The organism is Xanthomarina sp. F2636L (assembly GCF_026410195.1).
GTDB lineage: Bacteria > Bacteroidota > Bacteroidia > Flavobacteriales > Flavobacteriaceae > Xanthomarina.
Window position 1 is genome coordinate 771,293 of the sequence record NZ_JAPMLM010000068.1, and the last position, 24,773, is coordinate 796,065.

The 24,773-nt window shown below is 30.7% G+C and carries 25 protein-coding genes; 17 read left to right on the top strand and 8 right to left on the bottom strand.

Features of this window, described 5'->3' with window-relative positions:
• The first annotated feature begins 7 nt into the window (after positions 1–7).
• Complete coding sequence (locus OS191_RS10850; RefSeq protein WP_267155706.1) at positions 8–913, top strand: hypothetical protein; 906 nt, start codon at positions 8–10, stop codon at positions 911–913.
• Between the two features lie 10 nt (positions 914–923).
• Here OS191_RS10850 and OS191_RS10855 read toward each other — a convergent pair whose 3' ends face one another.
• A complete protein-coding gene (locus OS191_RS10855; RefSeq protein ID WP_267155707.1) occupies positions 924–1,727 on the bottom strand; it encodes a glycosyltransferase family 2 protein in 804 nt (267 codons plus the stop codon).
• A gap of 6 nt (positions 1,728–1,733) precedes the next feature.
• Complete coding sequence (locus OS191_RS10860; protein WP_267155708.1) at positions 1,734–2,822, bottom strand: glycosyltransferase family 4 protein; 1,089 nt, start codon at positions 2,820–2,822, stop codon at positions 1,734–1,736.
• Positions 2,823–2,921: 99 nt separating this feature from the next.
• On the opposite strand from OS191_RS10860, the gene OS191_RS10865 reads away from it, so the two are divergent.
• The 4 genes from OS191_RS10865 to OS191_RS10880 all read left to right on the top strand — a co-directional run bounded on the left by OS191_RS10865 (position 2,922) and on the right by OS191_RS10880 (position 7,204).
• Complete coding sequence (locus OS191_RS10865) at positions 2,922–3,413, top strand: hypothetical protein (protein WP_267155709.1); 492 nt, start codon at positions 2,922–2,924, stop codon at positions 3,411–3,413.
• A gap of 118 nt (positions 3,414–3,531) precedes the next feature.
• Positions 3,532–4,845: a UDP-glucose dehydrogenase family protein gene (locus tag OS191_RS10870; protein ID WP_267155710.1), complete on the top strand. Its 1,314-nt coding sequence runs from the start codon at positions 3,532–3,534 to the stop codon at positions 4,843–4,845.
• 14 nt (positions 4,846–4,859) lie between these two features.
• A complete protein-coding gene (locus tag OS191_RS10875) occupies positions 4,860–5,846 on the top strand; it encodes a UDP-glucuronic acid decarboxylase family protein (protein ID WP_267155711.1) in 987 nt (328 codons plus the stop codon).
• On the top strand, positions 5,846–7,204 hold the full coding sequence (locus OS191_RS10880) for an undecaprenyl-phosphate glucose phosphotransferase (RefSeq protein ID WP_267155712.1): 1,359 nt from the start codon (positions 5,846–5,848) through the stop codon (positions 7,202–7,204). The genes OS191_RS10875 and OS191_RS10880 overlap by 1 nt, the downstream gene beginning before the upstream one ends.
• On the opposite strand, the gene OS191_RS10885 is transcribed toward OS191_RS10880, so the two are convergent.
• Genes OS191_RS10885 through OS191_RS10895 form a run of 3 tightly spaced genes read right to left on the bottom strand, consistent with a single transcriptional unit; the run spans position 7,201 to position 10,774 of the window.
• Positions 7,201–8,364: a glycosyltransferase family 4 protein gene (locus OS191_RS10885; RefSeq protein WP_267155713.1), complete on the bottom strand. Its 1,164-nt coding sequence runs from the start codon at positions 8,362–8,364 to the stop codon at positions 7,201–7,203. The two genes, OS191_RS10880 and OS191_RS10885, sit on opposite strands and share 4 nt — an antisense overlap.
• Entirely contained in the window at positions 8,364–9,458 is a 1,095-nt protein-coding gene (gene wecB / locus OS191_RS10890; protein ID WP_267155714.1) for a non-hydrolyzing UDP-N-acetylglucosamine 2-epimerase, read from the bottom strand. The genes OS191_RS10885 and wecB overlap by 1 nt, the downstream gene beginning before the upstream one ends.
• The gene (locus OS191_RS10895) at positions 9,455–10,774 is read right to left on the bottom strand and encodes a phenylacetate--CoA ligase family protein (protein WP_267155715.1); all 1,320 of its coding nucleotides are present in this window, start codon (positions 10,772–10,774) and stop codon (positions 9,455–9,457) included. The genes wecB and OS191_RS10895 overlap by 4 nt, the downstream gene beginning before the upstream one ends.
• A gap of 88 nt (positions 10,775–10,862) precedes the next feature.
• Between OS191_RS10895 and purD the strand changes: the two genes are divergently transcribed.
• Entirely contained in the window at positions 10,863–12,134 is a 1,272-nt protein-coding gene (purD, locus tag OS191_RS10900) for a phosphoribosylamine--glycine ligase (RefSeq protein WP_267155716.1), read from the top strand.
• Here purD and OS191_RS10905 read toward each other — a convergent pair.
• A complete protein-coding gene (locus OS191_RS10905; protein WP_267155717.1) occupies positions 12,129–12,356 on the bottom strand; it encodes a DUF6341 family protein in 228 nt (75 codons plus the stop codon). The genes purD and OS191_RS10905 overlap by 6 nt on opposite strands.
• Positions 12,357–12,520: 164 nt before the next feature.
• Between OS191_RS10905 and OS191_RS10910 the strand changes: the two genes are divergently transcribed.
• A complete protein-coding gene (locus OS191_RS10910; protein WP_267155718.1) occupies positions 12,521–13,447 on the top strand; it encodes a DUF6427 family protein in 927 nt (308 codons plus the stop codon).
• On the opposite strand, the gene upp is transcribed toward OS191_RS10910, so the two are convergent.
• On the bottom strand, positions 13,436–14,095 hold the full coding sequence (gene upp / locus OS191_RS10915; protein ID WP_267155719.1) for a uracil phosphoribosyltransferase: 660 nt from the start codon (positions 14,093–14,095) through the stop codon (positions 13,436–13,438). The two genes, OS191_RS10910 and upp, sit on opposite strands and share 12 nt — an antisense overlap.
• 163 nt (positions 14,096–14,258) lie before the next feature.
• Here upp and OS191_RS10920 point away from each other — a divergent pair, with 163 nt between their 5' ends.
• Both OS191_RS10920 and OS191_RS10925 read left to right on the top strand, forming a co-directional pair.
• Complete coding sequence (locus OS191_RS10920; protein ID WP_267155720.1) at positions 14,259–14,867, top strand: DUF4254 domain-containing protein; 609 nt, start codon at positions 14,259–14,261, stop codon at positions 14,865–14,867.
• A gap of 72 nt (positions 14,868–14,939) precedes the next feature.
• Positions 14,940–15,956 carry a glycosyltransferase family 9 protein gene (locus OS191_RS10925; protein WP_267155721.1) on the top strand — a complete coding sequence of 339 codons (1,017 nt, stop codon included), beginning with the start codon at positions 14,940–14,942 and terminating at the stop codon, positions 15,954–15,956.
• Between the two features lie 107 nt (positions 15,957–16,063).
• Here OS191_RS10925 and OS191_RS10930 read toward each other — a convergent pair whose 3' ends face one another.
• Positions 16,064–17,119 (bottom strand): ferredoxin--NADP reductase, encoded by a 1,056-nt coding sequence (locus OS191_RS10930; RefSeq protein WP_267155722.1) that lies wholly within the window; start codon positions 17,117–17,119, stop codon positions 16,064–16,066.
• Positions 17,120–17,221: 102 nt separating this feature from the next.
• On the opposite strand from OS191_RS10930, the gene OS191_RS10935 reads away from it, so the two are divergent.
• The 8 genes from OS191_RS10935 (at position 17,222) to atpE (ending at position 24,652) form a co-directional block, all read left to right on the top strand.
• Positions 17,222–18,703, top strand: a complete 1,482-nt coding sequence (locus OS191_RS10935; RefSeq protein ID WP_267155723.1) for a DUF5687 family protein — start codon at positions 17,222–17,224, stop codon at positions 18,701–18,703.
• A 12-nt stretch (positions 18,704–18,715) separates the two neighbouring features.
• Positions 18,716–19,438 carry an ABC transporter ATP-binding protein gene (locus OS191_RS10940; protein ID WP_267155724.1) on the top strand — a complete coding sequence of 241 codons (723 nt, stop codon included), beginning with the start codon at positions 18,716–18,718 and terminating at the stop codon, positions 19,436–19,438.
• Positions 19,439–19,606: 168 nt separating this feature from the next.
• A complete protein-coding gene (gene porW, locus OS191_RS10945) occupies positions 19,607–22,189 on the top strand; it encodes a type IX secretion system periplasmic lipoprotein PorW/SprE (protein WP_267155725.1) in 2,583 nt (860 codons plus the stop codon).
• A gap of 18 nt (positions 22,190–22,207) precedes the next feature.
• Positions 22,208–22,633, top strand: a complete 426-nt coding sequence (locus OS191_RS10950; protein WP_267155726.1) for a bactofilin family protein — start codon at positions 22,208–22,210, stop codon at positions 22,631–22,633.
• Entirely contained in the window at positions 22,590–22,832 is a 243-nt protein-coding gene (locus OS191_RS10955) for an AtpZ/AtpI family protein (RefSeq protein ID WP_267155727.1), read from the top strand. Before OS191_RS10950 ends, OS191_RS10955 begins: the two co-directional genes overlap by 44 nt.
• Positions 22,833–23,231 carry a hypothetical protein gene (locus OS191_RS10960; protein WP_267155728.1) on the top strand — a complete coding sequence of 133 codons (399 nt, stop codon included), beginning with the start codon at positions 22,833–22,835 and terminating at the stop codon, positions 23,229–23,231.
• A 112-nt stretch (positions 23,232–23,343) separates the two neighbouring features.
• The gene (atpB, locus tag OS191_RS10965; protein ID WP_267155729.1) at positions 23,344–24,426 is read left to right on the top strand and encodes a F0F1 ATP synthase subunit A; all 1,083 of its coding nucleotides are present in this window, start codon (positions 23,344–23,346) and stop codon (positions 24,424–24,426) included.
• A gap of 19 nt (positions 24,427–24,445) precedes the next feature.
• Positions 24,446–24,652: an ATP synthase F0 subunit C gene (atpE, locus tag OS191_RS10970; protein ID WP_267155730.1), complete on the top strand. Its 207-nt coding sequence runs from the start codon at positions 24,446–24,448 to the stop codon at positions 24,650–24,652.
• Positions 24,653–24,773: the final 121 nt, after the last annotated feature.

Consider the following 24,773-nt stretch of genomic DNA (forward strand, 5'->3'; position numbering starts at 1 on the left):
TTTGACTATGAAAAAATTCTTATTAGAAATATTGATATTTACAGCTGTGCTTTTCGTTGTTTTAAAAGCCATAAAATTAATGGTTCCATATTATTGGGGGAATAAGCAAGTAGCGCAAAAAATGGAGTTTTTGAAAACTTCAAATAAAGATTTTGATGCCTTTTTCTTTGGTTCTAGTAAAACATATCGTCATATAAACCCAATTCTATTCGAAAGTAAAACCGGGAAATCTGCGTTTAATTTAGGTGCTACTGGAACATTTACATTAGAAGTAGAGTATTTAATGGACAATTTTCTTCACACAAAAAAGTTTTATGATAAAAAAGATATTTATGTTCAAAACATTACTTACAGCTTTATAGGGAAAAAAAATCTACACTCTGTAAGATCTAATTATTATCTAGACACAAAACGTGCATTTAGAGGAATTAATTATTTCACATCCAGGAAAGAATATACTCAAGCTTACTACCATTTAGTTGGTTTTATTGAAAATCAATTATGTATCGGACAGGTTTTTGATATTTTTAAGTATAATATAAATGGGGTACTTCCCTTAAAAGGTATTATTGCTCAACAAAATGGGTTTTATCCATTGGATCAAAGTTTAAAGCATTCGCCCAATAACAAAAACCTAATTAAAAGAAACACAGATTATTTAAAACTTGTAGAGCAAAATAAACAACCTATAAAAACAAATCAATCAAAAGAATTAAAACTTATTAAATTAAAACCTATTGCTTTTGGGTTAGATGATTATTCTAATAGCTTTAATCTTTGGCTAATTAAAAACAATCCTATTTCAGACCCTAAATATTATTTTGATAGAGGACATTATAACTCTTTAGGGGCAGAAAAGTATATGGAAGAATTATCTGAAATTATTAATAAGCGTAATAAAGATAAAAAATAGTTTGTTATATCTAGTAACTTTTCTTTGCCTTTTTAACAAGCTCATTAATACTTAAGCAAAAATTTGCAATTAATCTATTTAACCCGCTAAAGTGCTTTTTAATATAAATACGGTACCCTTTAACCAGTAAATTGTTTTTAGCGCCACTAAACCCGACAAAGTGTATGTATTCCAGATTGGGCATAAACATTCTTTTGTAGCCTCTTTTAGCAACCTCTTTATTATAATCAACATCTTCTACATACATAAAAAAGGACTCGTCTAACCCACCAATATCTTCCCACAAGCTTTTTGGAGTAACTAAAAATGATCCTGACAACCAGCCTACTTCAATTGGGTTATTATTAGAAAACATACCAGAAGCAAATTCTTTATTAATTATAGAAAACCATTTAAAATAGATTAATTGATATGGTTTTGGTAGTGAGCCACTAGAAATTGTGTAGTTCTTATTTCCATTTAACATCTTAATACCTAAAACACCAATTTTAGAATCTTTCCTCATTAAATCCAATATAGGTTTCATTGGGTTTAATAAAATGGTATCATTGTTTAATAAAAAAAAGTATTTACCTTGAGCATGTTTTGCTGCAGCATTATTTCCACCAGCAAAGCCTAGGTTGTCCTTTGAGGCAAAAAGTTTTATTTTATTACTGTAATTATTTTTCAAAAATTCAATAGAATTATCCTTTGAAGCATTGTCCCAAATTATAATTTCATACGAAAAACCTTGACATTGTTTTTCAATAGAATCTAAACAATCAGTTAAATATTCTTCTCCGTTATAATTGACAATAATAATAGATAAATCCATAAAAAATTACACAGATTTTAATATAGTTAAAACTTCTTTAGCAGCTTTTTCCCAACTAAAAGACTTCACTCTTATTTTTCCTTTAGCAATCAAAGATTTTCTAACGGTATCGTCTGATAGAATCTTATTTATTTGGCTAGCTATTTCCTTTTCATTTTTTGGATCGACATAGAGACTAGCATCACCACAAACTTCAGGCAATGATGTGGTTTTAGATACCACAGTAGGAGTATTGTAGAACATGGCTTCTAACGGAGGCAGACCAAAACCCTCAGCAAATGATGGAAAACAAAAAACACTTGCGTTTTTATATAAAAATGGAATATCATCTTCTGGAACAAAACCTAATTTAAAAACACGATTTTTGATATTTAATTGATTTATGAGTCTATCCCAATCCATAGTTTTATGATCATCCTTGCCTACAATAACTAACCCCGTATTTTCATTTACATCTGGCATAGCCTTTAAAAGGCTTTGAATATTTTTTCTAACATTTAAGCGGCCTAGATATAAAATATAATTTTGAGGGAGATTGTATTTTTTAAATATCTCTAAATTATTAGTAAAACTATTAGATTCTTTTGTTAACCCTAAACCATGATGAACAACACTTATGTTTTCTTTACTAGAAAACCCGTGGTTTGCCATCCTTTCTTTTTCAGAATGAGAGATAGTTATAACATGATTAGAAAACTTAGACAAATACTTCATGGGCCAAAAATAGATTCTCTCGGTAAGAGAAAAATATTCTGTAAAATCCATAAACAAAGCATCATGCACATAATTAACTCTTTTTTTTGCACCAAATAAAGGTGCGTAATTTTGATAAAGACAAATGTCTAGTTTGTGTTTATATGTGTAAAAAGGGAGAATAAAAAAATTAGTAATTGCATTAACCTTGTTTGGCACATATACTAAATGAATATTACTTTGTTTATAGGGGAAAACAAAATTCTTGTCTTTCTTGTCTAAAAATATGTAATAATCATTGGAGGAGTCTACTTCAATAATTTGATTAACAAGATTTTCTACAACAACTTTACCGCTAGGGTGCCCATTAAAATACCACTTCGCATCTATTCCAATTTTCATTGATTTTAATCAAATTAATTTAAAAGCTAAGGTAATAAGATTAATTTTACTATAGTATATAATAAGTGTATTTAATTTATATATTTGATTAATTTACTTATGAAATATTCTTATATAATTTTTTTTGTTCTATGTTTTTTACCACTCATGACAACCTCTTGTTTTGATAGTTGTGATGGAGAAGAATTTAATTTCAGAGCTAGAATAGAGATTTTAATGTCTCACAGGGAGTTATTAGAATTGGAGTATACGGATAAAAATAATGAAAAGCATAGGGTAAAAGGGAATATTAAAGGTAGATTTGTTGAGTTTTGCTTAAACAAAGAGCCATTGGAATTACAATTTGTTTTTCAAAAATATAAAAAGAGTGAAAAAGTAACCATAGAAAGTCTTCTTTTAGAAAACGATGATAATCAAATGTTTATTGAAAAGAAGATGTTTTATTCATATTTTAATTCTAATAAGAGTATTAAATACAATAAAGAAGAAAACTCTTATAGCTTATTGGATGATAGCCCCAATCATATAAGTCCAATTTTAATCTCAAGAAAAAGTTTAAAAAATAGGTTGAAAAAAAGATTAGTATTATAAGTTTTTATATTAATACATTATATATTCATAATAATATGTTTTTAAAAACCAATATAAATACTAAAAAAGCACATCATATGAAATAATTCCTATTTTTGTCATACTTAAAGCAAACTAAATGAACATATCAGTAATAGGAACAGGCTATGTAGGTCTAGTAACAGGAACCTGTCTAGCTGAAACAGGAAACAATGTACTTTGTATAGATATTGACACAGCCAAAGTCCAAAAAATGGAAGAAGGTATTGTGCCAATTTATGAACCACAACTAGATGTCCTTTTTGAAAGAAATATTAAAGCAGGTAGGTTAAAATTTTCTACGTCATTAGAAGAAGGGTTAAATCACGGTGAAATTATATTCTTAGCATTGCCAACTCCAGAAGATGAAGATGGATCTGCAGACCTATCCTATGTTTTAGGTGCAGCTTCAGATATTGGCAAATTAATTACAGATTATAAAGTTATTGTAGATAAAAGTACGGTTCCAGTTGGTACTTCAGATAAGGTAAAAGAAACCATAGCCAAAGAAACCAATGTAGAATTTGATGTCGTTTCAAATCCTGAGTTTTTAAGAGAAGGTTTTGCAGTAGAAGATTTTTTAAAGCCAGAACGTATTGTTATTGGCTCGAGTTCAGATCGAGCAACAGAACTCATGGAAAAACTCTATAAACCATTTGTTCGTTCTGGAAACCCTATTATCATTATGGACGAAAAATCTGCCGAATTAACCAAATATGCTGCTAACTCATTTCTTGCAACAAAAATTACGTTTATGAATGAAATAGCTAATTTTTGTGAAAAAGTTGGTGCAGATGTCGATATGGTTCGTATAGGTATGGGAACAGATTCTCGAATTGGGAAGCGCTTTTTATTTCCAGGTATTGGTTACGGAGGCTCTTGTTTTCCTAAAGATGTTAAAGCACTACATAAATCAGGAAAAGATAACAATTATAATTTTGATATCTTAAGCTCCGTTATTAAAGTAAATGATATTCAAAAGAAAATATTAATTCCAAGAATATTAACTTATTTTAACCATAGTTTAAAAGACAAAACCATCGCCATTTGGGGATTAGCCTTTAAACCTGAAACAGATGATATTAGAGAGGCTCCAGCCTTATATATTATAGAAGAACTTTTAAAACACGAGGTAAATATCAATGTTTTCGATCCGGAAGCCATGCCAAACGTAAAGAATAAATTTGGTAAGCAATTAAATTATGCTTCAAATATGTATGAAGTTACCAAAGAAGCAGATGCTCTGATAATATGTACAGAATGGAGTATTTTTAGAACACCAGATTTCAAAAGGTTAAAACAAAATATGAATGAATCTGTAATTTTTGATGGAAGGAATTTATATGATGTGGAAGATGTTAAAGCAGAAGGTTTTTACTATAGCTCAATTGGAAGACGAGCTGTTAGTAAATAGTTAAATTATTTAAGATGGAAAGAGTATTAATTACTGGTGCAGCTGGTTTTCTAGGCTCGCATTTATGCGATAAATTTATAAATGAAGGTTTTCAGGTTATTGGTATGGATAACTTTATAACAGGAGACAAAAAGAATATTAGTCATCTATTAAGCAATCCTCATTTTCAGTTTATAGAGCATGATGTTACAGAGTTTGTAAAAATAGATGGACCACTAGATTATATTCTACATTTTGCTTCGCCAGCCAGCCCAATAGACTATTTAAAAATACCTATTCAAACTCTTAAAGTTGGGTCTTTAGGGACTCATAACCTATTAGGACTTGCAAAAGCAAAAAATGCTAGAATTTTAATAGCATCTACTTCCGAAGTATATGGAGATCCTTTAGTCCATCCACAAAACGAAGAGTATTATGGAAATGTAAATACCATTGGCCCACGAGGTGTTTACGATGAAGCCAAAAGATTTCAAGAATCAATTACTATGGCATACCACCGTTTTCATGGAGTAGAAACAAGAATAGTACGTATATTTAATACCTATGGACCAAGAATGAGACTGAACGATGGACGTGTAATTCCAGCTTTTATGGGGCAAGCTTTAAGAGGCGAAGATTTAACTGTTTTTGGTGATGGATCTCAAACTAGATCTTTTTGTTATGTAAGCGATGAAGTAGATGGAATTTATAAGCTACTGTTTAGCAATTACTCGTATCCAGTAAATATTGGGAATCCTCACGAAATTACCATCAAAGATTTTGCCGAGGAAATCATTAACCTTACAGGAACAAATCAAAAAGTAATTTATAAAGATTTACCAAAAGACGATCCTATGCAGAGACAACCAGACATCTCTTTAGCCAAAAAACTATTAAATTGGGAACCAAAAATAAATAGGCAAGAAGGGATGCTAAAAACATATAATTACTTTAAAGAACTAACTGAAGAGGAACTTTATAAAAGTGAACATAAAGATTTTTCTAAGCATATTAAAAAATAGTGACTGCATTTAAACAAGGTAGATATTCAGGTTATATAAAGTACATTTCATACTTAATTGATTTAAGTATTATAAATGGGCTTGCTTTATTGTACTTTTTTAAAACTGTAAACCCTATAGTATTTGTTTTGTTAATTTCAAGTGCTTGGATTGTTTTATCTATTTATTCCAAATTTTATGAAGTTTATAGATATTCTAGAGAAATAAATATAGCTTCCTTAATATTAAAACAGTTGGTTTTATTTACCTTACTCATGCTTGCTTTTTCGGGGTTTAATCATGAATTAGATATAAAACCTGCAACTATAATTAAGTACACATTAACCACTCTTTTTTTAATTGGAGTTTTTAAATTTACACTGTATTATTTACTTCAAAAATATAGATCTTCTTTTGGTGGAAATTACAGGATTACAGCGATAATAGGAAAAAATAAACAGACTACTGCTTTAGAAAGTTTTTTTAATAATAATCCAGAGTATGGATATATACACAAAAAAACTTTTAATTTAAAAGATAAAGAGTCCTTTAGCTTAGAATCGTGTTTTAATTTTATAATTAAAGAGTCTATTGACGAAATATATTGTTCTGTTTCGGAGCTTTCAAATTCTCAAGTACATAAAATTATAGATTTTGCAGATAATAATTTGAAGATTCTCAAATTCTTACCCGACAATAAAGATATTCACTCCAAAAAATTGAAATATGAATATTACGATTACATACCCATACTTTCCTTAAGAAACATTCCTTTAGAAGATTCTGTAAATCAGTTTGTAAAAAGATCGTTCGATATACTTTTTTCATCTTTAGTTATTGTTTTTCTTTTATCATGGCTAACGCCTTTAATTGCTTTGCTAATTAAAATAGAATCCAGAGGCCCAGTATTTTTTAAACAATCTAGAAATGGGTTTAATTATAAAGAGTTCGATTGTTATAAGTTTCGCTCCATGATGCCAAACAAAGATGCGCATTTATATCAAGCTACAAAAAATGATCAGCGAGTAACAAAAGTGGGTAAATTTATAAGAAAAACTAGTATTGACGAATTGCCACAATTCTTTAATGTGCTTTTTGGAGATATGTCTGTGGTTGGGCCTAGACCACATATGGTTAGTCATACTAATATGTATGCAAAGAAAATCGACAAATTTATGGTGAGACACTTTGTAAAACCTGGGATTACTGGTTTAGCTCAAATAAGTGGTTTTAGAGGCGAGGTAGAAACAGATAAAGATATAATAGGTCGTGTTAAATACGATATTTTCTATATTGAAAGTTGGTCACTTTTATTAGATCTTAAAATAATTCTAAAAACCTTCTTAAATGCTGTAAAAGGTGAAGATAAAGCGTATTAAAGAATACTTTTTAGATTGCTTAACTGTCTATCGAAATTGAATTCTTTTAAAGCAGTTTTCTGTATTTTTTCTTTTAACTCCAAGTTCAAATTTAATTTTTTGATAGTTGAAATTCTTAAGTTTAAAGCTTCGTAATTGCCTGCTTCTGCAATCCAGCCTAATTGATGAATCTTAATGATGTCCTCGCCTTCACCTCCACCAAAATAGAGCATAGGTAAGCCTAATCTGGCATATTCAAATATTTTTGAAGGGACAGATCCATAAATTCTATTTAGTAAAGGAATAATGGTTAAATCGTATTTTAAAAGTTCCTTATGAAGTTCTTTTCGCGAAACTTCACCATGATAAATAATAGGTAGTTCAGGATGATTAGAAATAAAGGTTTCAATTTTGGTTTGCTCTGCTCCTCGGCCATAAATATGAAACTCTAAGTTAGAATAATCCAATTGTTCACATAACTTATAAATGCCTTGAGCAATGCCAAGCAAACCAGCATAAACCATTTTTATGTTTCCTTCAGACGAAGTTGTACTTCCTAATTTTGGGACTTCAAAATTTGGATAATTTCTATATAAATAAGTTTCTTTATTTGGAAATAGAGACTTTATATGAGTTGTAATCTCTTCGCTCTGACCTAAAACAAGGTCAGCTTTTTTATAGTTAAAACGCTCAATTTTTTCTAACACTTTGTAGGTGAAACTCTTTTTTAGAGCACCTAATTCCAGTCCAGCTATGGGCCACAAATCACTCACATTTAAAATAAGCTTTCTGTTTTTCGATCTCAAAAAAAACATGTTTGTAAAAGCAACTAATAAAGGTGGAGATTGTACAATAACTGTTTGTGGAATCTTATTCCAGATAAAAAACCATATCAGACTAAAGCTATAAGAAAACATAGCAAACAAACGCAAAAATTTATTACTAGAGTTACTTGCATAAAGCCATAATCTATGAATAGTTATATTGTTTTCAATAGTTGTACACTTAAATTTCCCTTTATACTCTTTAAAGATTTTTCCAGTAGGATAATTTGGTAGAGGAGTAATAACAGAAATATCTATTTTCTCCTTTTGTAAACCTTCAGCTAAATGAAACATCCTATTGGATGCAGCTCCAGTTTCTGGTGGGAAATAACTAGTTATTATTAAAACCTCTTTCACTATAATTGGTAAATTTCTATTAAATGACTTACAATTCTTAGAGCAGATTTACCATCCCATAATTTAGGAACTTGACCTTGTTTCCAACTTCCAGAGTATAATTTATTAAAAGCTTCAGATATTTTTTCAAAATCGTTTCCCACCAATACATTGGTTCCAATTTCACATGTTTCAGGTCTTTCGGTTGAATCTCTAAGTGTAATACATGGCACATTCATAATGGTTGTTTCTTCAGTAATACCTCCTGAATCTGTTAATACAACCTTTGCATGTTTTACTAAATAATTGAATTCTAAATATCCCAAGGGTTTAACATAATGCAGATTTTCAAAATGTAAGTTTAAGCCTTGTAATAACTTTTTGGTTCTTGGATGTACTGGGAAAATTATTGGGAAGTCTGTTCCTAACTCGACAATTTTAGTAATCAGTTTTTTAAGTTGAAGTTCTTCATCTACATTACTTGGTCTATGAAGCGTCATAACAAAATAATCCTTCTCTTTTAAGCGTAAATCTCTCCAAAGATTTGGTTCTTTAAAACGATTTTCATTTTTACGGAGGGTGTCAATCATTACATTTCCAACAAAGAATATGTTGTTTTTAGATACTCCAAGTTTTTCTAAATTACTATTGGCATAGTTTGAGGTTGTAAAAAAATAATCAGTTAAGCTGTCGGTTACAATTCTATTTATTTCTTCAGGCATATTCATATCTCCCGAACGTATCCCAGCCTCTACATGCGCTACTTTTACACCAGTTTTTTTGGCTACTATGGTACAAGCCATGGTTGAGGTAACATCTCCAACTACCATTACCAAATCGCACGGGTTGTGTTGTAATTCTTTTTCAAAACCAATCATTATGGCAGCTGTTTGCTCGGCTTGTGTACCACTTTTAACCTCTAAATTGGTGTCAGGAAATGGAATGTTTAATTCTTCAAAAAAGGTGTCGCTCAAATTCTTATCGTAGTGTTGACCTGTATGAATAAGTCTAAAAGAGATATCAAAACCTTCTGATATTTTTTGTTTAATGGCCTCAATAATTGGAGCTATTTTCATAAAATTTGGTCGTGCACCTGCAACTATGGTAATATTCATTCGGTTTCTTTTAATAAGGATGAAAATTGTTTCAATTTACCACTTTTTGAACGTTCTAATCGATTTAGTCGTTCAAAATTAACTTGAAGACCTTTTTCTAAATAATGCTCCATTTCATTCGAAATAAGTGTCATTTTTTCTGGAGAAAGCACTTTTGTACTAACATACTTTATAATAAAAGTATCTTTTTTGTGTTGCTCTATTATAAATTCCTTTACATGTCCATCGTCTTCAATAATACTTTTTGTGATATAGTAAAAAGTTAAACCTGCAGCTTTTTTTCCACTTGGTAAGATTGCCATGTCGTTAGTTCTTCCAATAAGTTTTTCTAAAATAGGCTTTTTAGATGTGCTTTGTTTTGAAAGAATACCAATATCTCCAATATCATATCTAATAAATGGATGCGCTTTGTTGTAAAATGAGGTAATGACAATTCTTCCCTCTTCACCATGAGGTAATATTTTATTGTTGTCATCTAAAATTTCTACGAATAATGTTTCACTAGTAACCTGCCATTCATTTTTAAGATTTTGGAAAGCAATAATATCAAGTTCAGAAGCACCATATTCGTTAATTACAGGAATTCCAAATTGCAACTCCATGAGTTTCTTATCATCTTCAAAAAGCATTTCAGAGGTAACAATGCATGCTTTCAAACTAGAACAAACTTGTTTTAATAGCATATTTTTTTTCTGAAGAAACTTTGCAAATTGAACAAGAGAACTTGTATATCCGTTGATATAATCGAATTTGGTCGATTTAAATTTTTCTAAATAGCCATGAAACGCTTTATCGCTTAAATCAAATACAGAAAATCTATAGCGCTTGCTTAGAGCATCTTTAAAACGTTCTTTATAATATCCTTTCCTATCTAAGGGAATACCGTAAAATCGCGCTTGTTTGGAACTATTAAAATCTAAGTGATACCAACCAAACCTATCTTTAATAAGTGCCCAGGTTAAAGCATGACAAAACTTGTCTTTAGCAAATACAAAGGGATTTCCAGAAGAGCCAGACGTCTTGTTGATATAAACGTTTTTACGAGTAAAATTTATAGATAGACGCTCATCTAACGACTGTTGTAAATCGCGTTTAGTCATAATTGGAATGGAATTCCAATCTAAAGGATTAACATGTTTTGCAAGTTGTTTATAAAATGGTGTCTCTTTTAAATGATGACTAACAATGGCTTGCTTTTTTTCGATAATATGAGCTTCAAATTCTATATCTGACTTTTTTTGAATCTCTCGTAAAGCAATTTCAGCCTCCTTAATTGGAAAGCCATTGAGTTTTAAAGAAAGATCGAATAAATTCAAAACAGAAAAACATATTTTCTGTAAAGTAAACAAAAATTATTCGTGTATTCGAAGCATTAGTTTTATTTTTGTGCAAACAACTCACAACATGAACATTTTAATTCTTGGCTCTGGTGGTAGAGAGCATACATTTGCTTGGAAAATAGCTCAAAGCCCTCTATGTAATTCAATTTACGTGGCTCCGGGTAACTCTGGAACAGCTCAGATTGCAAATAATTTGGATATTAAAGTAACCGATTTCCAAGCTATTAAAAAGGCTGTTTTGGAATATCAAATTCAAATGGTCGTGGTTGGCCCAGAAGACCCTTTAGTACAAGGCGTTCACGATTTCTTTTTAAAGGATGAAGACATTAAGCATGTTTCTGTTATTGGACCTCAAAAAGCGGCCGCCAAATTAGAAGGCAGTAAAGAATTTGCTAAAGAATTTTTAGCACGTCATAACATTCCTACAGCTGCATACCAGAGCTTTGACTCCTCCAATGTGGAAGAAGGTTATGCCTTTTTAGAAACCTTAAAGCCACCTTATGTATTGAAAGCAGATGGACTTGCAGCAGGAAAAGGTGTGCTGATTTTAAACGATTTAAACGAAGCCAAAACCGAATTGAAAAGTATGTTAATAGATGCTAAATTTGGCGAAGCTAGCAACAAAGTAGTAATCGAGGAATTTTTAGATGGAATCGAGCTAAGTTGTTTTGTTCTAACAGATGGGGAGAATTATAAAATATTACCTACTGCAAAAGATTATAAACGTATTGGTGAAGGTGATACAGGCTTAAATACTGGTGGCATGGGAGCTGTTTCTCCAGTACCTTTTGCTACTGATGACTTTTTAAATAAAATTGAAGAACGCGTTGTAAAACCAACTATTGAAGGTTTAAAAAAAGACGATTTACCATACAAAGGTTTTGTGTTTATAGGCTTAATTAAAGTAGGAGACCACCCAAAAGTAATTGAATACAATGTTCGAATGGGAGATCCTGAAACTGAAGTAGTTTTACCAAGACTAAAAACAGATTTGGTTGAAATATTTAAAGCCATAGCCAATCAAACACTTGATAAGATAGACATTGAAATAGATCCACGAGCAGCCACAACGGTCATGTTAGTATCTGGTGGTTATCCAGAAGCCTATGAAAAAGGAAAAGAAATTACAGGTTTAGAACATGTTATAGATTCCATCCCGTTTCATGCTGGCGCCATAAATAAAAATGGAAAAATTATAACGTCGGGAGGTAGAGTTATGGCAATTACTTCTTTTGGTGATACGTATGAAGAAGCCATAAAAAAATCTTATCAAAACATAGAAAAACTACATTTTGATAAGATGAATTATCGAAAAGATATTGGTTTCGATTTATAAGTAAGAATGAGATGTAATGCTTTTATCATCATCGTTTGAGTCATTATATCCTTTTAATTGTTTCATCCAATATAAAAAGGCTACAAAACCAACAATAATAAATAACCAAGAAACAGCATTTGCTGCAAACCAACTCTCTAATTCTAATGCTCTTAAAGCGTCAAATGGAGCAAATAATATATCTACAAATAAATCTTGAATGGCGTAAAAAAAGTCTTTCATTTTATATAAATTTTAGGCTCAATAAGAGCTTATAAGGTATTATCAATATATTTACCTTACAAAATTACATATTTTTTCAATCTAAATCTGAATAAATAGGAAAGAAAGTTAGTAATTTACTTTTACTTATTAATTTCAGAAGAAAATTTTAAACAAATCAATACATGATTTCTAGTTTTTTTAGCAGAGCAAAACCTATTCATTTTGTAGCAGTAACTTTGTTGCTGTTAATTGCTTTTACAATAACTAAAGTCTATAGCATAAAGGAAACAGTCGATGTTTTTCTAATACTTAAACAAATATCCCTTTTTGTTATTTGTGTTTTATCAATTTTCGTTTTCGATTTTTTATCTGGAAAAAACGACTTGACCAAAAGTAATAGTTACAAAATATTGTTTTTCAGCTTGTTTATGGTCATGATGCCACAAACATTTTTAAATTCTAAGCTTTTAATAGCAAACCTCTTTATTTTATTTGCTTTAAGACGAATTATCAGCATTAGAACCATGAAACATGTTAATAAAAAAGTGTTTGATGCAGCTTTTTGGATTAGCCTTGCTACGCTGTTAAGCTTTTGGGCATCACTTTTTTATATTTTAATATTTGCAGCTCTTTTATTATATACTATAGCCGATGTTAAAAATTGGATCATTCCATTTGTTGGAATTTTAACAGTAGCTATCATAAGTTTTTGTTTTTTACTGTTAACAAATACAGATGTAATGGGTTACTTTTCTAATATAAATACAGATATAAGTTTCGATTTTAGCATGTTAAATACAACTCAGATTGTAATCTCCGCTACTGTTATTTTATCTTATTTTGCTTGGGCAGTCGTATTTTTTATTATCAATATAAAAACAAAGTCTAGAAGCTACAAACCATCATACATATTAGTGCTTTTAGCTGCATTGATAGCTATTACCGTTATCGTAATTTCACCTGAAAAAACAGGTGCAGAATTTATTTTCTTATTTGCTCCATTGTCAATTATTATGGCAAACTATTTAGAAATTATATCTGAAAATTGGTTTAAAGAAATTTTAATATGGGTACTAATTCTTGTGCCAGTAATTAATTTAGTTCTGTAATTTTTCACCAAAAGCTAAGTCGCCAGCATCTCCTAAACCAGGAATAATATAGCCTTTTTCATTGAGTTTCTCATCTACTGTAGCAACCCATAAATGCGTATCCTTTTCAAAATAGTTTTCTATAAAGTCAATTCCTTCCTGTGCAGCAATAACACTTACTAGATGAATGTTTTTAGGGGTTCCAAAAGGCTTTAAAGCTTCAAAAGTGGCCACCATAGATTGTCCAGTTGCAAGCATAGGATCTGCTAAAATTAAGGTTTTGTTTTCTAAATTTGGACAAGCCAGATACTCTACGATGATTTCAAAATTCTCAGGCTTTTCTTTATGATGTCTGTATGCTGAAATAAACGCATTTTCAGCTTTATCAAAATAATTCAATAGTCCGTTGTGTAAAGGAACTCCTGCTCTTAGTATAGAACAAAGTACCACATCGTTATTTATGGTTTCTAGTTCGCAAATACCTAATGGCGTTGTTATAGTTGTAGGTTTATAGCTTAACGTCTTGCTTAATTCGTAACCTAAAATTTCGCCAATACGTTCAATATTTCTTCGAAAACGCATGCTATCTTTTTGAATGTTAACATCTCGCATTTCTGCTATAAATGTATTTAATATGGTTTGTTTATCTGAAAAGTTATGAATATACATATCTGTACTAATTTATTGAGTGGTAAAGTTAATTAATTAGGCTTATATTTACGTTTGTAATTTCTAAATTTAATATAATGTGAACGGGAATCTACATTCCTTAGGCTTTAAAAATATTTTAGCTAAAAAATTATGTAGATTTGTGTTTAATAAAATAAAAATCATGTTTACAGACAAAGCCAATAAAATTTTCCAAGACGTTATCGAAAAATACCATGTTATAAACACAGTCGACCAACCTTTTGAAAATCCGTATAACAAAGAAACTCATTTATTAGAACATTTACTTTATAGAAAGAGTTGGATTGATACGGTTCAATGGCATTACGAAGATATTATTCGCGATCCACAAATAGATCCTGTTGCTGCTTTAAAACTGAAACGTCAGATTGATGCTTCAAATCAAGACAGAACAGATATGGTAGAATATATTGATAGCTATTTTCTTGAAAAATATAAACATGTAACACCTAAAGCTGATGCCACTATCAATACAGAAAGTCCTGCTTGGGGAATTGACAGATTGTCTATTTTGGCTTTAAAAGTATATCATATGAATGAAGAAGCTACGCGTACAGATGCTTCTGATGAACATATTGCTGCTTGTAAAAAGAAACTAGATGTTTTGTTGGAACAACGTGTAGATTTATCAACAGCTATCGATACCTTGTTAAGCGATATTGAAAAAGGCGATAAATACATGAAAGTGTACAAACAAATGAAAATGTACAACGACGACGAGCTAAATCCAGTGCTTCGTTCGCAAAAATAAATGTCATTCAGAACGAAGTGAAGAATCAAATAGATATTTCTACTGCGCTCAATATGACATTACGTTTGTTCTATGTCTTTACCAAAACACATCCTAGTTATTCGTCTCTCAGCTATGGGAGACGTTGCTATGACAATTCCTGTTTTAAGAGCATTTACTACACAATATCCTGATATAAAATTAACCATTTTAACCAGAGAGTTTTTTGCACCTTTTTTTAGAGATTTAGAAAATATCACTGTTTTTTCAGCCGACTTAAAAGGAAAACATAAAGGTGTTTTCGGACTTTATAACCTCTCAAAAGAGTTGAAAAATCTAAATATTGATGCTGTTGCAGACTTGCACAATGTGTTAAGAACAAATATTTTAAAAGTTTTTATCTTAGGAAAACCTTTTGTGCAAATCGATAAAGGGAGAGCAGAAAAAAAAGCTTTGGTTTCTGGTAAAAACTTTCAACAACTAAAATCCACTCACGAACGTTATGCAGATGTTTTTAGAAAACTAGGTTTTCCATTGGATTTAACAAATCCTAGTTTTCCTAAACGTGTTGCCTTAAATTCTAAACTGCAAAATATTGTTGGTACAGATACTAAAAAATGGCTTGGAATAGCTCCTTTTGCAGCTCACGAAAGTAAAATGTATCCATTAGATTTAATGGAACAAGTGATAGAAACGCTTTCTGAATATTATAAAATCTTATTGTTAGGAGGTGGAAAGAAAGAAGTTGACATTCTTGATGGCTTTCAAAACAAGTATAAAAACGTGATTAATCTAGCTGGAAAATTATCTTTAAATGAAGAACTAGATGTCATTTCAAATTTAGATATCATGTTGTCTATGGATTCCGGAAATGCACACATGGCAGCCATGATAGGAGTAAAAGTAATTACTATTTGGGGAGTTACACATCCTTTTGCTGGCTTTGCACCTTTTAATCAACCAGAAGATTTTGCTTTGCTTTCAAATAGAGAACAATTCCCACTTATTCCAACATCTATTTATGGAAACAAGTTCCCTGAAGGATATGAGGAAGCATCAAAAAGTATCGCTCCCAATACAATTATAAAAAAGATAGAATCTCTTCTATAAAAAAAGATCTTTTAGGTTTTTAAAACCTAAAAGATCTCTTCAATATTTTTAAATTACTTTTATTCAAAAGCTATAAATCCACTTCTTTTATAAAGTAACAGGATGACTTAAATATCATCATAATCTATTTTCACAGTTGGAGTTGTTGGATGTGCCTGACAGGTTAAAATCAATCCTTCAGCCACTTCACTATCAGTTAAAATATTGTTTTGTCTCATAGTCACTTCACCCTCAGTTACTCTAGCCAAGCAACTACTACAAATACCACCCTGACAAGAGTAAGGCGCATCTAAATCTTCATCTAAAGCAGCTTCAAGAATGGATTGTTTTTGAGACATTTCGAACGTGGTTTCTTCATCATCTACAACAACTGTAATTTTAGTTTTTCCATCTGCAATTTCTTCTTCATTTACATCTGCAGGTTTTGCAGCTTTAAAAAGCTCATAATGCACGTTTTCTTTAGGGATGTTATGTTCGGTTAAGACATCTTTTACTGTGTGTATCATAGCTTCTGGGCCACATAAATAGAAGGCATCTACAACCACGTTTTTATGCGTGTTTTTCATCACGAAATTAACGGTGCTTTTTTCAATACGTCCAAAAATAGCATCTTCTTCATCTGCTTGACTAAATACAAACTGGATAGAAAAACGGTCTTTATATTGATGTTGCAAGTCTAAAAGTTCCTGTAAAAACATGGTGTTTTTAGTCGATTTGTTTCCATATACAAGAATCACTTTACTATAAACTTCTTCTTCTAAAGCACATTTTATGATGCTTAAAATGGGTGTAATACCAGATCCTGCAGCAAAAAGAGCAATGTTTTTAGTTTTAGAATCATTTGGCTCGAAAACAAAACGCCCTTTTGGTGAAGCTACTTCTAAAACATCACCAACTTTCAAACTGTTATTAGCATAAGCCGAAAATGTACCATCTGTAACTTCTTTTACAGCTATTTTTAAATCGCCACTTTTAGGAGAAGAACATAAGGAGTAATCTCTCCGAATTTCATGATTATTAATAGTGGTTTTTAAAGTAATATATTGACCAGCTTTAAATGCAAAGGTGGCTTTTAAATCTTCTGGGACATCGAAACTTAATACAACAGATTTGTCTGTTTCTCTTAAAATTTCTTTTAAAGTAAGTTTATGAAAATGTGACATATTTATATTTTTGACAAAAATAAGAAATAGAGTTAGGAATTAAGTTTGATTGTAACAAAATGTGCATTATTATTACTAATAATAAAAACCGACTAGAATAAAATGAAAATTAAACACTTTATTAACCTAGAATGGAAACAGTATTTTAGGTCTGCCTATTGGCAAAAAAGTATGGCTTTAAATATTCTTCTTGTTTTTGTTGCTTTGTATTTTGTAGTAACATTCTTGGCTTTAGGAATTGCTTTATTTCCACTTTTAAAAGACGCATTTCCAGATCAAGATCCATTAATAATTGTAAACAGCTATTTATTTTATTGGTTTTTAGGCGATTTACTTATGCGTTTTTTCTTTCAGAAATTACCAGTTATGAGTGTAAAACCCTTACTAACCTTACCAATTAAAAGAAGTAAAGTGGTTCATTATGTATTAGGAAAGTCTAGTTTTTCATTTTTTAATTTCTTGCCACTTTTTGCTATAATTCCTTTTGGAGTAATGTTGATAATTAACAACTACCCATTGGTTTCAGTTATTTTCTGGATGGTTGGCATTTTTATTATCACCTTAATTATTAACTATTTAAATTTTATAATAGAGAGTTTTTCGTCTGAAACAGACTTTTCTTTTTTACCAATTATTGTATTTGCCGGAGGTTTATTTGCTATTAATTATTTCAATTTAATTTCTTTTACAGATTTAGTTTCAAGTGCAGTTTCTTCCTTTTATGAAACACCATTTCTTGTGGTAATTCCAATACTAGTTTTAATAGTTCTATATGTTGTAAACTTTGGTAAACTTAAGAATAAATTATATTTAGACAGTTCATTAAAATCTAAATCTCAAGAAGTTAAAGCTTCTAATTTGGAGTGGACCAGAAAATTTGGAGATGCTGCTCCTTTTATGCAATTGGATTTAAAATTAATTTGGAGAAACAAACGCCCAAGATCTTCAGTTTTCTTATTAATATTAGGTTTGTTATATGGCTTAGTTTTCTATCCAAACCCTGTCTATCAAGACAAGCCTTGGTTTTATGCGTTTATTGGAATTTTTGTAACGGGTATTTTCTTAATCAATTTTGGACAGTTTATTCCAGCTTGGGATAGTGGCTATTACAAAATGCTTATGAGCCAGAATATTAAATACAAACAATATTTAAAATCCAAATTTACTTTAATGACAGTAAGTGTTGTTATTTTATTCATTTTGAGTATTCCTTATGTGTATTTTGGTTGGAAAATTTTATTGGCACATTTGGCTGCAGCTATTTATAATATTGGTATTAATACACATGTAATTTTATATGGAGGATCTTTTAATAGAAAAAAAATAGATTTAAACCAACGTGCAGCTTTTAATTATCAAGGTACTGGAGCCGTACAATGGCTTATTGGTATTCCATTAATGTTATTGCCTTTAGCTATATTTGGAGCTTCGTATTATTTTTTTAGTTTCGAAATTGGCTGCTTGTTACTTACTGTTTTTGGTTTAATTGGGATTGTTTTTCATCAAAAACTCATGAACCTTATTACAGATAAATATTTAGATTCAAAATATAAAATGATTCAGGCTTTTAGTCAGGACAATTAATAAACACACCTCATGATAAACGCATCAAATCTTACAAAAAAATACGGCAGTAAATCTGTTTTAAATATTAAAAATTTAGAAATTCCAAAAGGTCAAAGCTTTGGATTGGTTGGAAATAATGGCGCAGGAAAAACTACTTTTTTTAGTTTACTTCTAGATCTAATTAAGCCAAGTACAGGACAAATAATAAATAAAGGAATTCAAGTGAATAATAGCGAAGACTGGAAACCTTTTACGGCATCTTTTATAGATGAAAGTTTTTTAATTGGTTATCTAACTCCAGAAGAATATTTTTATTTCATTGGCGAACTTCGTGGTCAAAACAAAGCAGATGTTGATAGTTTATTATCTCAGTTTGAAGATTTTTTCCATGGCGAAATATTAAATCAGAAAAAATATTTAAGAGATTTAAGTAAAGGAAATCAGAAAAAAGCAGGTATTGTGGCCGCTTTAATTGGAAATCCAGAAGTTATTATTTTAGATGAGCCTTTTGCAAATTTAGATCCCACCACTCAAATACGTTTAAAAACCATTATTAAAAACCTAGCCGAAACTCAAGAAGTTACCGTTTTAATTTCCAGTCACGATTTAATGCATGTTACAGATGTTTGCGAACGAATTGTAGTTTTAGATAAAGGGGAAGTTATTAAGGATTTAGCCACAAGCGCTGCTACTTTAAAAGAATTAGAAGCTCATTTTGCTGGCAATGAAACGGTTGTTAAGGAAACTATTTAAGCCTCAAGAAGTAAGTAAAATAGGAATCGCTTTTTGCTTACATAACTATCAAGAAGTTATATTTGATATATTTCTTTACAAATAATTCAAAAAGATGCCTTATTTTTACGGCTATACATAATAAATGTAGCTAATTTTAGTTTAAACTTAAACCAAATACAATCCACGTTGCGCACATCTTTTAGAATCATATTATTCCTGTTTTGCATCACGCTTTTGATAGCGAGTTGTTCTAGAAAAAAAGACTCCTTTTTAAGTAGGAATTATCACGCACTTTCAGCAAAAGACAATACGCTCTATAATGGCTACTTGGCTTTGGAAGAAGGCAGACAAGATCTTAATGCAACCTACGAAGACAATTATTGGGGTATTCTTCCCATAGAACGAATGCAAGTTTCAGATGAAATTACACTTCCTGGACAAAATGAAAACGAACGTTTTTCTAGAGCAGAAGAAAAGGCCGTGAAAGCCATACAAATGCACAGCATGAATATTCAAGGGAAAGAAGTTAATCCTCAAATGGACGAAGCTTATTTACTTTTAGGGAAAGCTAGATATTTTGATCAAAGATTTGTTCCAGCTTTAGAAGCTTTCAATTACATTCTTTATAAATACGCTGCAAGCGATAAGATTAATCAAGCAAAAATTTGGAGAGAAAAAACAAATCTGAGATTAGAAAATGACGAGCTGGCTATAGAAAATCTAAAACGTTTATTTAAACAAGAAGAATTAAAAGGCCAGGATTTAGCAGATGCCACTTCTACAATGGCCCAAGCCTATATTAATTTAGAAGCTTTAGATAGTGCTGCAACCCAATTAAATATTGCTAGTTTAAACACGAAAAACGATGATGAGCGTGGGCGATATCGATATATTCAAGGGCAATTATATAACAGACTTGGCTATATAGACAGCGCTAATATGGCTTTTGACAAAGTGATAAAGCTAAACCGAAAAACACCTCGTATTTATTTAATTGCAGCTCAGTTAGAAAAAGCAAACAATTTTGATCATGCTAATGGAGATAAAGTTTTATTGGTAGAAACCTTAACTAAGATAGAGGAAAACAGAGAAAATAGACCTTATTTGGATAAAATTTATCACCAAATAGGTAATTTTTATGGTAGAAGCAATCAGGATTCCTTAGCTGTAGAATATTATAACAGATCTTTAAGAACCAATTCTAGCGACAAAAGATTAAAAGCTATTAACTATGAAATATTAGGAGATTACTTTTTCGATTATACCGAATATAAAATAGCTGGAGCTTATTATGACAGCACCATGTTAAACATGGTTAAAAATACAAAGCCTTATAGGATTATTAAAAGAAAACGAGATAATCTAGACGATGTTATTTATTACGAAGACATTGCTTATTCTAACGATAGTATTATTGGTTTAACTAGATTAAACTCTGATGAACAATTGGCTTACTTTACAGATTATACCGAAAAACTAAAAATTAAAGCCCAAGAAGAACAAGAACAAAAGGAGTTAGAACAAGAGTATGCTAATATAAATCAAAATTTGGCTTCGGTTGATAGTAAAAATAGTTTTTCGGCTTCTAATGATTTAAAAGCACAATCTTCAAGAGGTCCAAACATGCCTCCTGGAGCATCTAGTTTTTATTTTTATAACCCGACAACAGTAGCTTATGGTAAAAACGACTTCCTTAAAAAATGGGGAAATAGAATTCTAGAAGACGATTGGAGATGGTCCACCAGAACTAAGTCTAACATAAGCACCACAGTTAACGAATCTGAAGAAACCCTAGTTGAAAACAACGAGCTTTTTGACCCGGAACACTATATCTCTCAAATTCCTACAGACCAAAAAGTAATAGATAGTATTGCAAAAGAGAGAAACTTTGCATACTATCAATTAGCTGTTATCTATAAAGAAAAATTTAAAGAATACGAACTTTCTAAATATAGGTTTCAAGAGTTATTAGCTATGGATCCAGAGCAGAAACTGGTATTACCTTCTAAATACAATTTGTATAAAATTTATTTGCTTTTAGATGAAAATGATGAAGCTTCTATAACTAAAAACGATATTATTACAAATTACCCAGATTCTAGATATGCTACCATTTTAAAGAATCCAGATGCTGCAAATCTAAGAGATGAAAACAGTCCGGAAAATATTTATCAAGCCTTATATGGCAAGTTAGAAAACCAAGAATACAGCCAGGTAATAACAGAAGCAGAATCTTATGCAACTTCTTTTGAAGGAGATCCTATGGTTCCAAAATTCGAATTATTAAAAGCCACTGCTATAGGAAGACTACGAGGTTTTGAGGCTTATACAAATGCCTTAAATTTTGTAGCTTTAAACTATGCTAATACTGCAGAAGGTGTAAGAGCACAGGAAATTATAAATGATGTTTTGCCAAAATTAGCTAATAAAGAATTTATTGATAATGAAGCAGATACAAACTTTAAAATAGTTTATTATTTCACAAACCCCTCTGAAAAAGAATTAGAGGCTTTTAAAACAAAATTACAAGCAGAAATAGAGAATGTAAATGTTTTTGATTTATCACTTTCTGTTGACGTGTATAATCCAACAACAACTTTTGTTATTGTTCATGGATTAAAAAGTAAAGATGGAGCCACAGGCTATGCGCAATCGCTTCAGGAAAAGAAAAAAGATAAAATTATTCATGACTTTTTCTCAGTATCTTCATCTAACTATAGAATCATTCAAATTCATAAGAATTTCGATGAGTATTTAAATTTACAATAACCCCAAATAATTAGTATTATGTTTTCCGATAATAAAAAAGACAGACAAAATACAGACCTCATTTCAAGTCAGAATATCATTTCTAAAGGCACTAAAATTATTGGTGATTTAATAAGTGAAGGCGACTTAAGAATTGATGGAACCATAGAAGGTAATTTAAAAACACCTGGAAAAATAGTTGTAGGAAAATCTGGATCTATAAAAGGAACTCTTAATGGAACTGATGCTCATTTTGAAGGCAAATTTTCTGGAAAATTATCTTTATCTGGAACACTTACTTTAAAATCTTCAGCACATATTGAAGGTGAAGTTGTATTAGGAAAACTGGAAGTAGAACCAGGAGCTACATTTAATGTTACATGTGCCATGAAAGGTGCGGTAAAAGAGTTTCACTCAAAAAATGAGCAAAAAGACACATCAAAACCCGGACAAGAAACAGCTTAATAACTACGCACGTTACTCAAGTATTGCTTTTCAAATGTTTGCTATTATAGGCATTGGAGCATTTATTGGTGTAAAATTAGACAATGCTTTTCCAAACAAATACAACCTCTACACGATTATTCTGTCTTTAGTGTTTGTAATTTTTGCCATTGTTTTTGTAATAAGACGTATTATTGCAATCTCAAAAGAAGACAATTAAATGAATCCAGTTTTTAAAACCAGACAACTTTCGTTTTTAATTCAAAACGTTGTACTTACCCTTATTCTATTAGGTATACATAGCTACTTACTTTCTCATTTTGAATCAATCACTTACAAGGTTCCTTTGTGGCAAGTTTATGTGTTCCATTTTGTTGTTACTACTTTAGTTTATTCGGTAATCAATTTTCAATATTCTAGAGGAAAAGCCGAGATATTTAACTTATTTATGGGTTTTACTTTATTAAAAATGATATTATCAGTTGCATTTTTATTGCCAGTTATATTGTCAGATATGGAGAAAAAACAACCTGATGTATTTAACTTTTTTATCCCTTATTTTTTATACTTGTTTTTTGAAGTTTATTCTTTAACAACTTTTCTTCAAAAGAAACCATAAAACATATTGATTTTCAAAGCATTAAATAATCATAAAAAAAGTGTTTGACAATTAATATAATGTACGTACATTTGCACGGAATTTAAAGCAAGGTATTTTTAATCAATACATAATGACATTAAGCACCTTTAGAAACGTATTTTTTTCTGCATTATTTATAGCAATTTCATTTGTTGGATATGCGTCAGAAAACCCAGAGAACGAGAACGGTAAAGAGTTCAATGCCAAAGAGATGATCATGCATCACGTTAAAGACGCGCATGAGTACCATCCATTTGATTGGAACGGAAAGCCTGTAACCATTGCTTTACCTATCATTTTATGGACAGATCAAGGTTTGGTTACTTTTATGTCTAGCGAATTTCATCATGACGATTCTGGAACTCAAATAGTTGAAAGAGATGGAGCTAGATTTGTAAAATACCACGAAAAAATATACCAATTAGATGCTAGTTCACAAGAAATAGTGTTTGATGAAGCTCATTACCCAGCAAACGCTAGTTTGCCTTTAGATTTTTCTATAACACGAAATGTGTTTATGATGTGGGTTTCGGTAATTGTTTTACTACTTATTTTTTTAACATCAGCTAAAGTTTATAAAAAATCTAACAATAAAGTGCCAACTGGAATTGCTGGATTTACAGAACCTTTAATCGTTTTTGTTCGCGACGAGATTGCGAAGCCAATGATTGGAGATTATAAGTATAAAAAATACATGCCTTATTTATTGACCATATTTTTCTTTATATGGATTAATAATATTTTTGGATTAATACCATTTTTAAATGGAGCTAACGTAAGTGGAAACATTGCTTTTACTTTAACCTTGGCTGCGTTTACTTTTATTATTACAACTATAAGTGGAAACAAAAATTATTGGAAGCATATTTTCTGGATGCCTGGAGTTCCAGTGCCAATGAAAATATTCTTAATGCCTATAGAAATTGTGGGAATGTTTGTTAAACCAATATCATTAACCATTCGTTTATTTGCAAACATTACGGCAGGACATATTATTATCCTGTCATTAATGGCACTTATTTTTATCTTTGAATCTATTGCAGTTGCTCCGGTATCTGTAGCATTTTCATTGTTTATTTTATTGATTGAAATTGTAGTTACTGCAATTCAAGCATATATTTTTACCGTGCTATCTGCTTTGTATATCGGGATGGCCACTGAAGAAGAACATTAATTAATTTAAATTTTATATTATGACTATTACAGGAATTGCAGCAATCGGAGCTGGTATCGCAGTAATTGGAGCTGGAATGGGAATTGGAAAAATCGGTGGGTCTGCTATGGACGCAATGGCTCGTCAACCGGAAATCCAAGGAAAAATCCAAACTTCAGCGCTAATTTTAGCAGCTTTCGTAGAGGCAGTAGCACTTTTTGGTGTTGTTGCATCATTAATCGTTTAATTATGATTATTAAATACAGAGATAACGGTTGGTTATCTCTGTATTTTAAATTTAGTAAGCCTTGAGGATTATTTCTTAAGAGTTATACGTAAAAATTAAATTTTAATTGAGGTAAACCTCA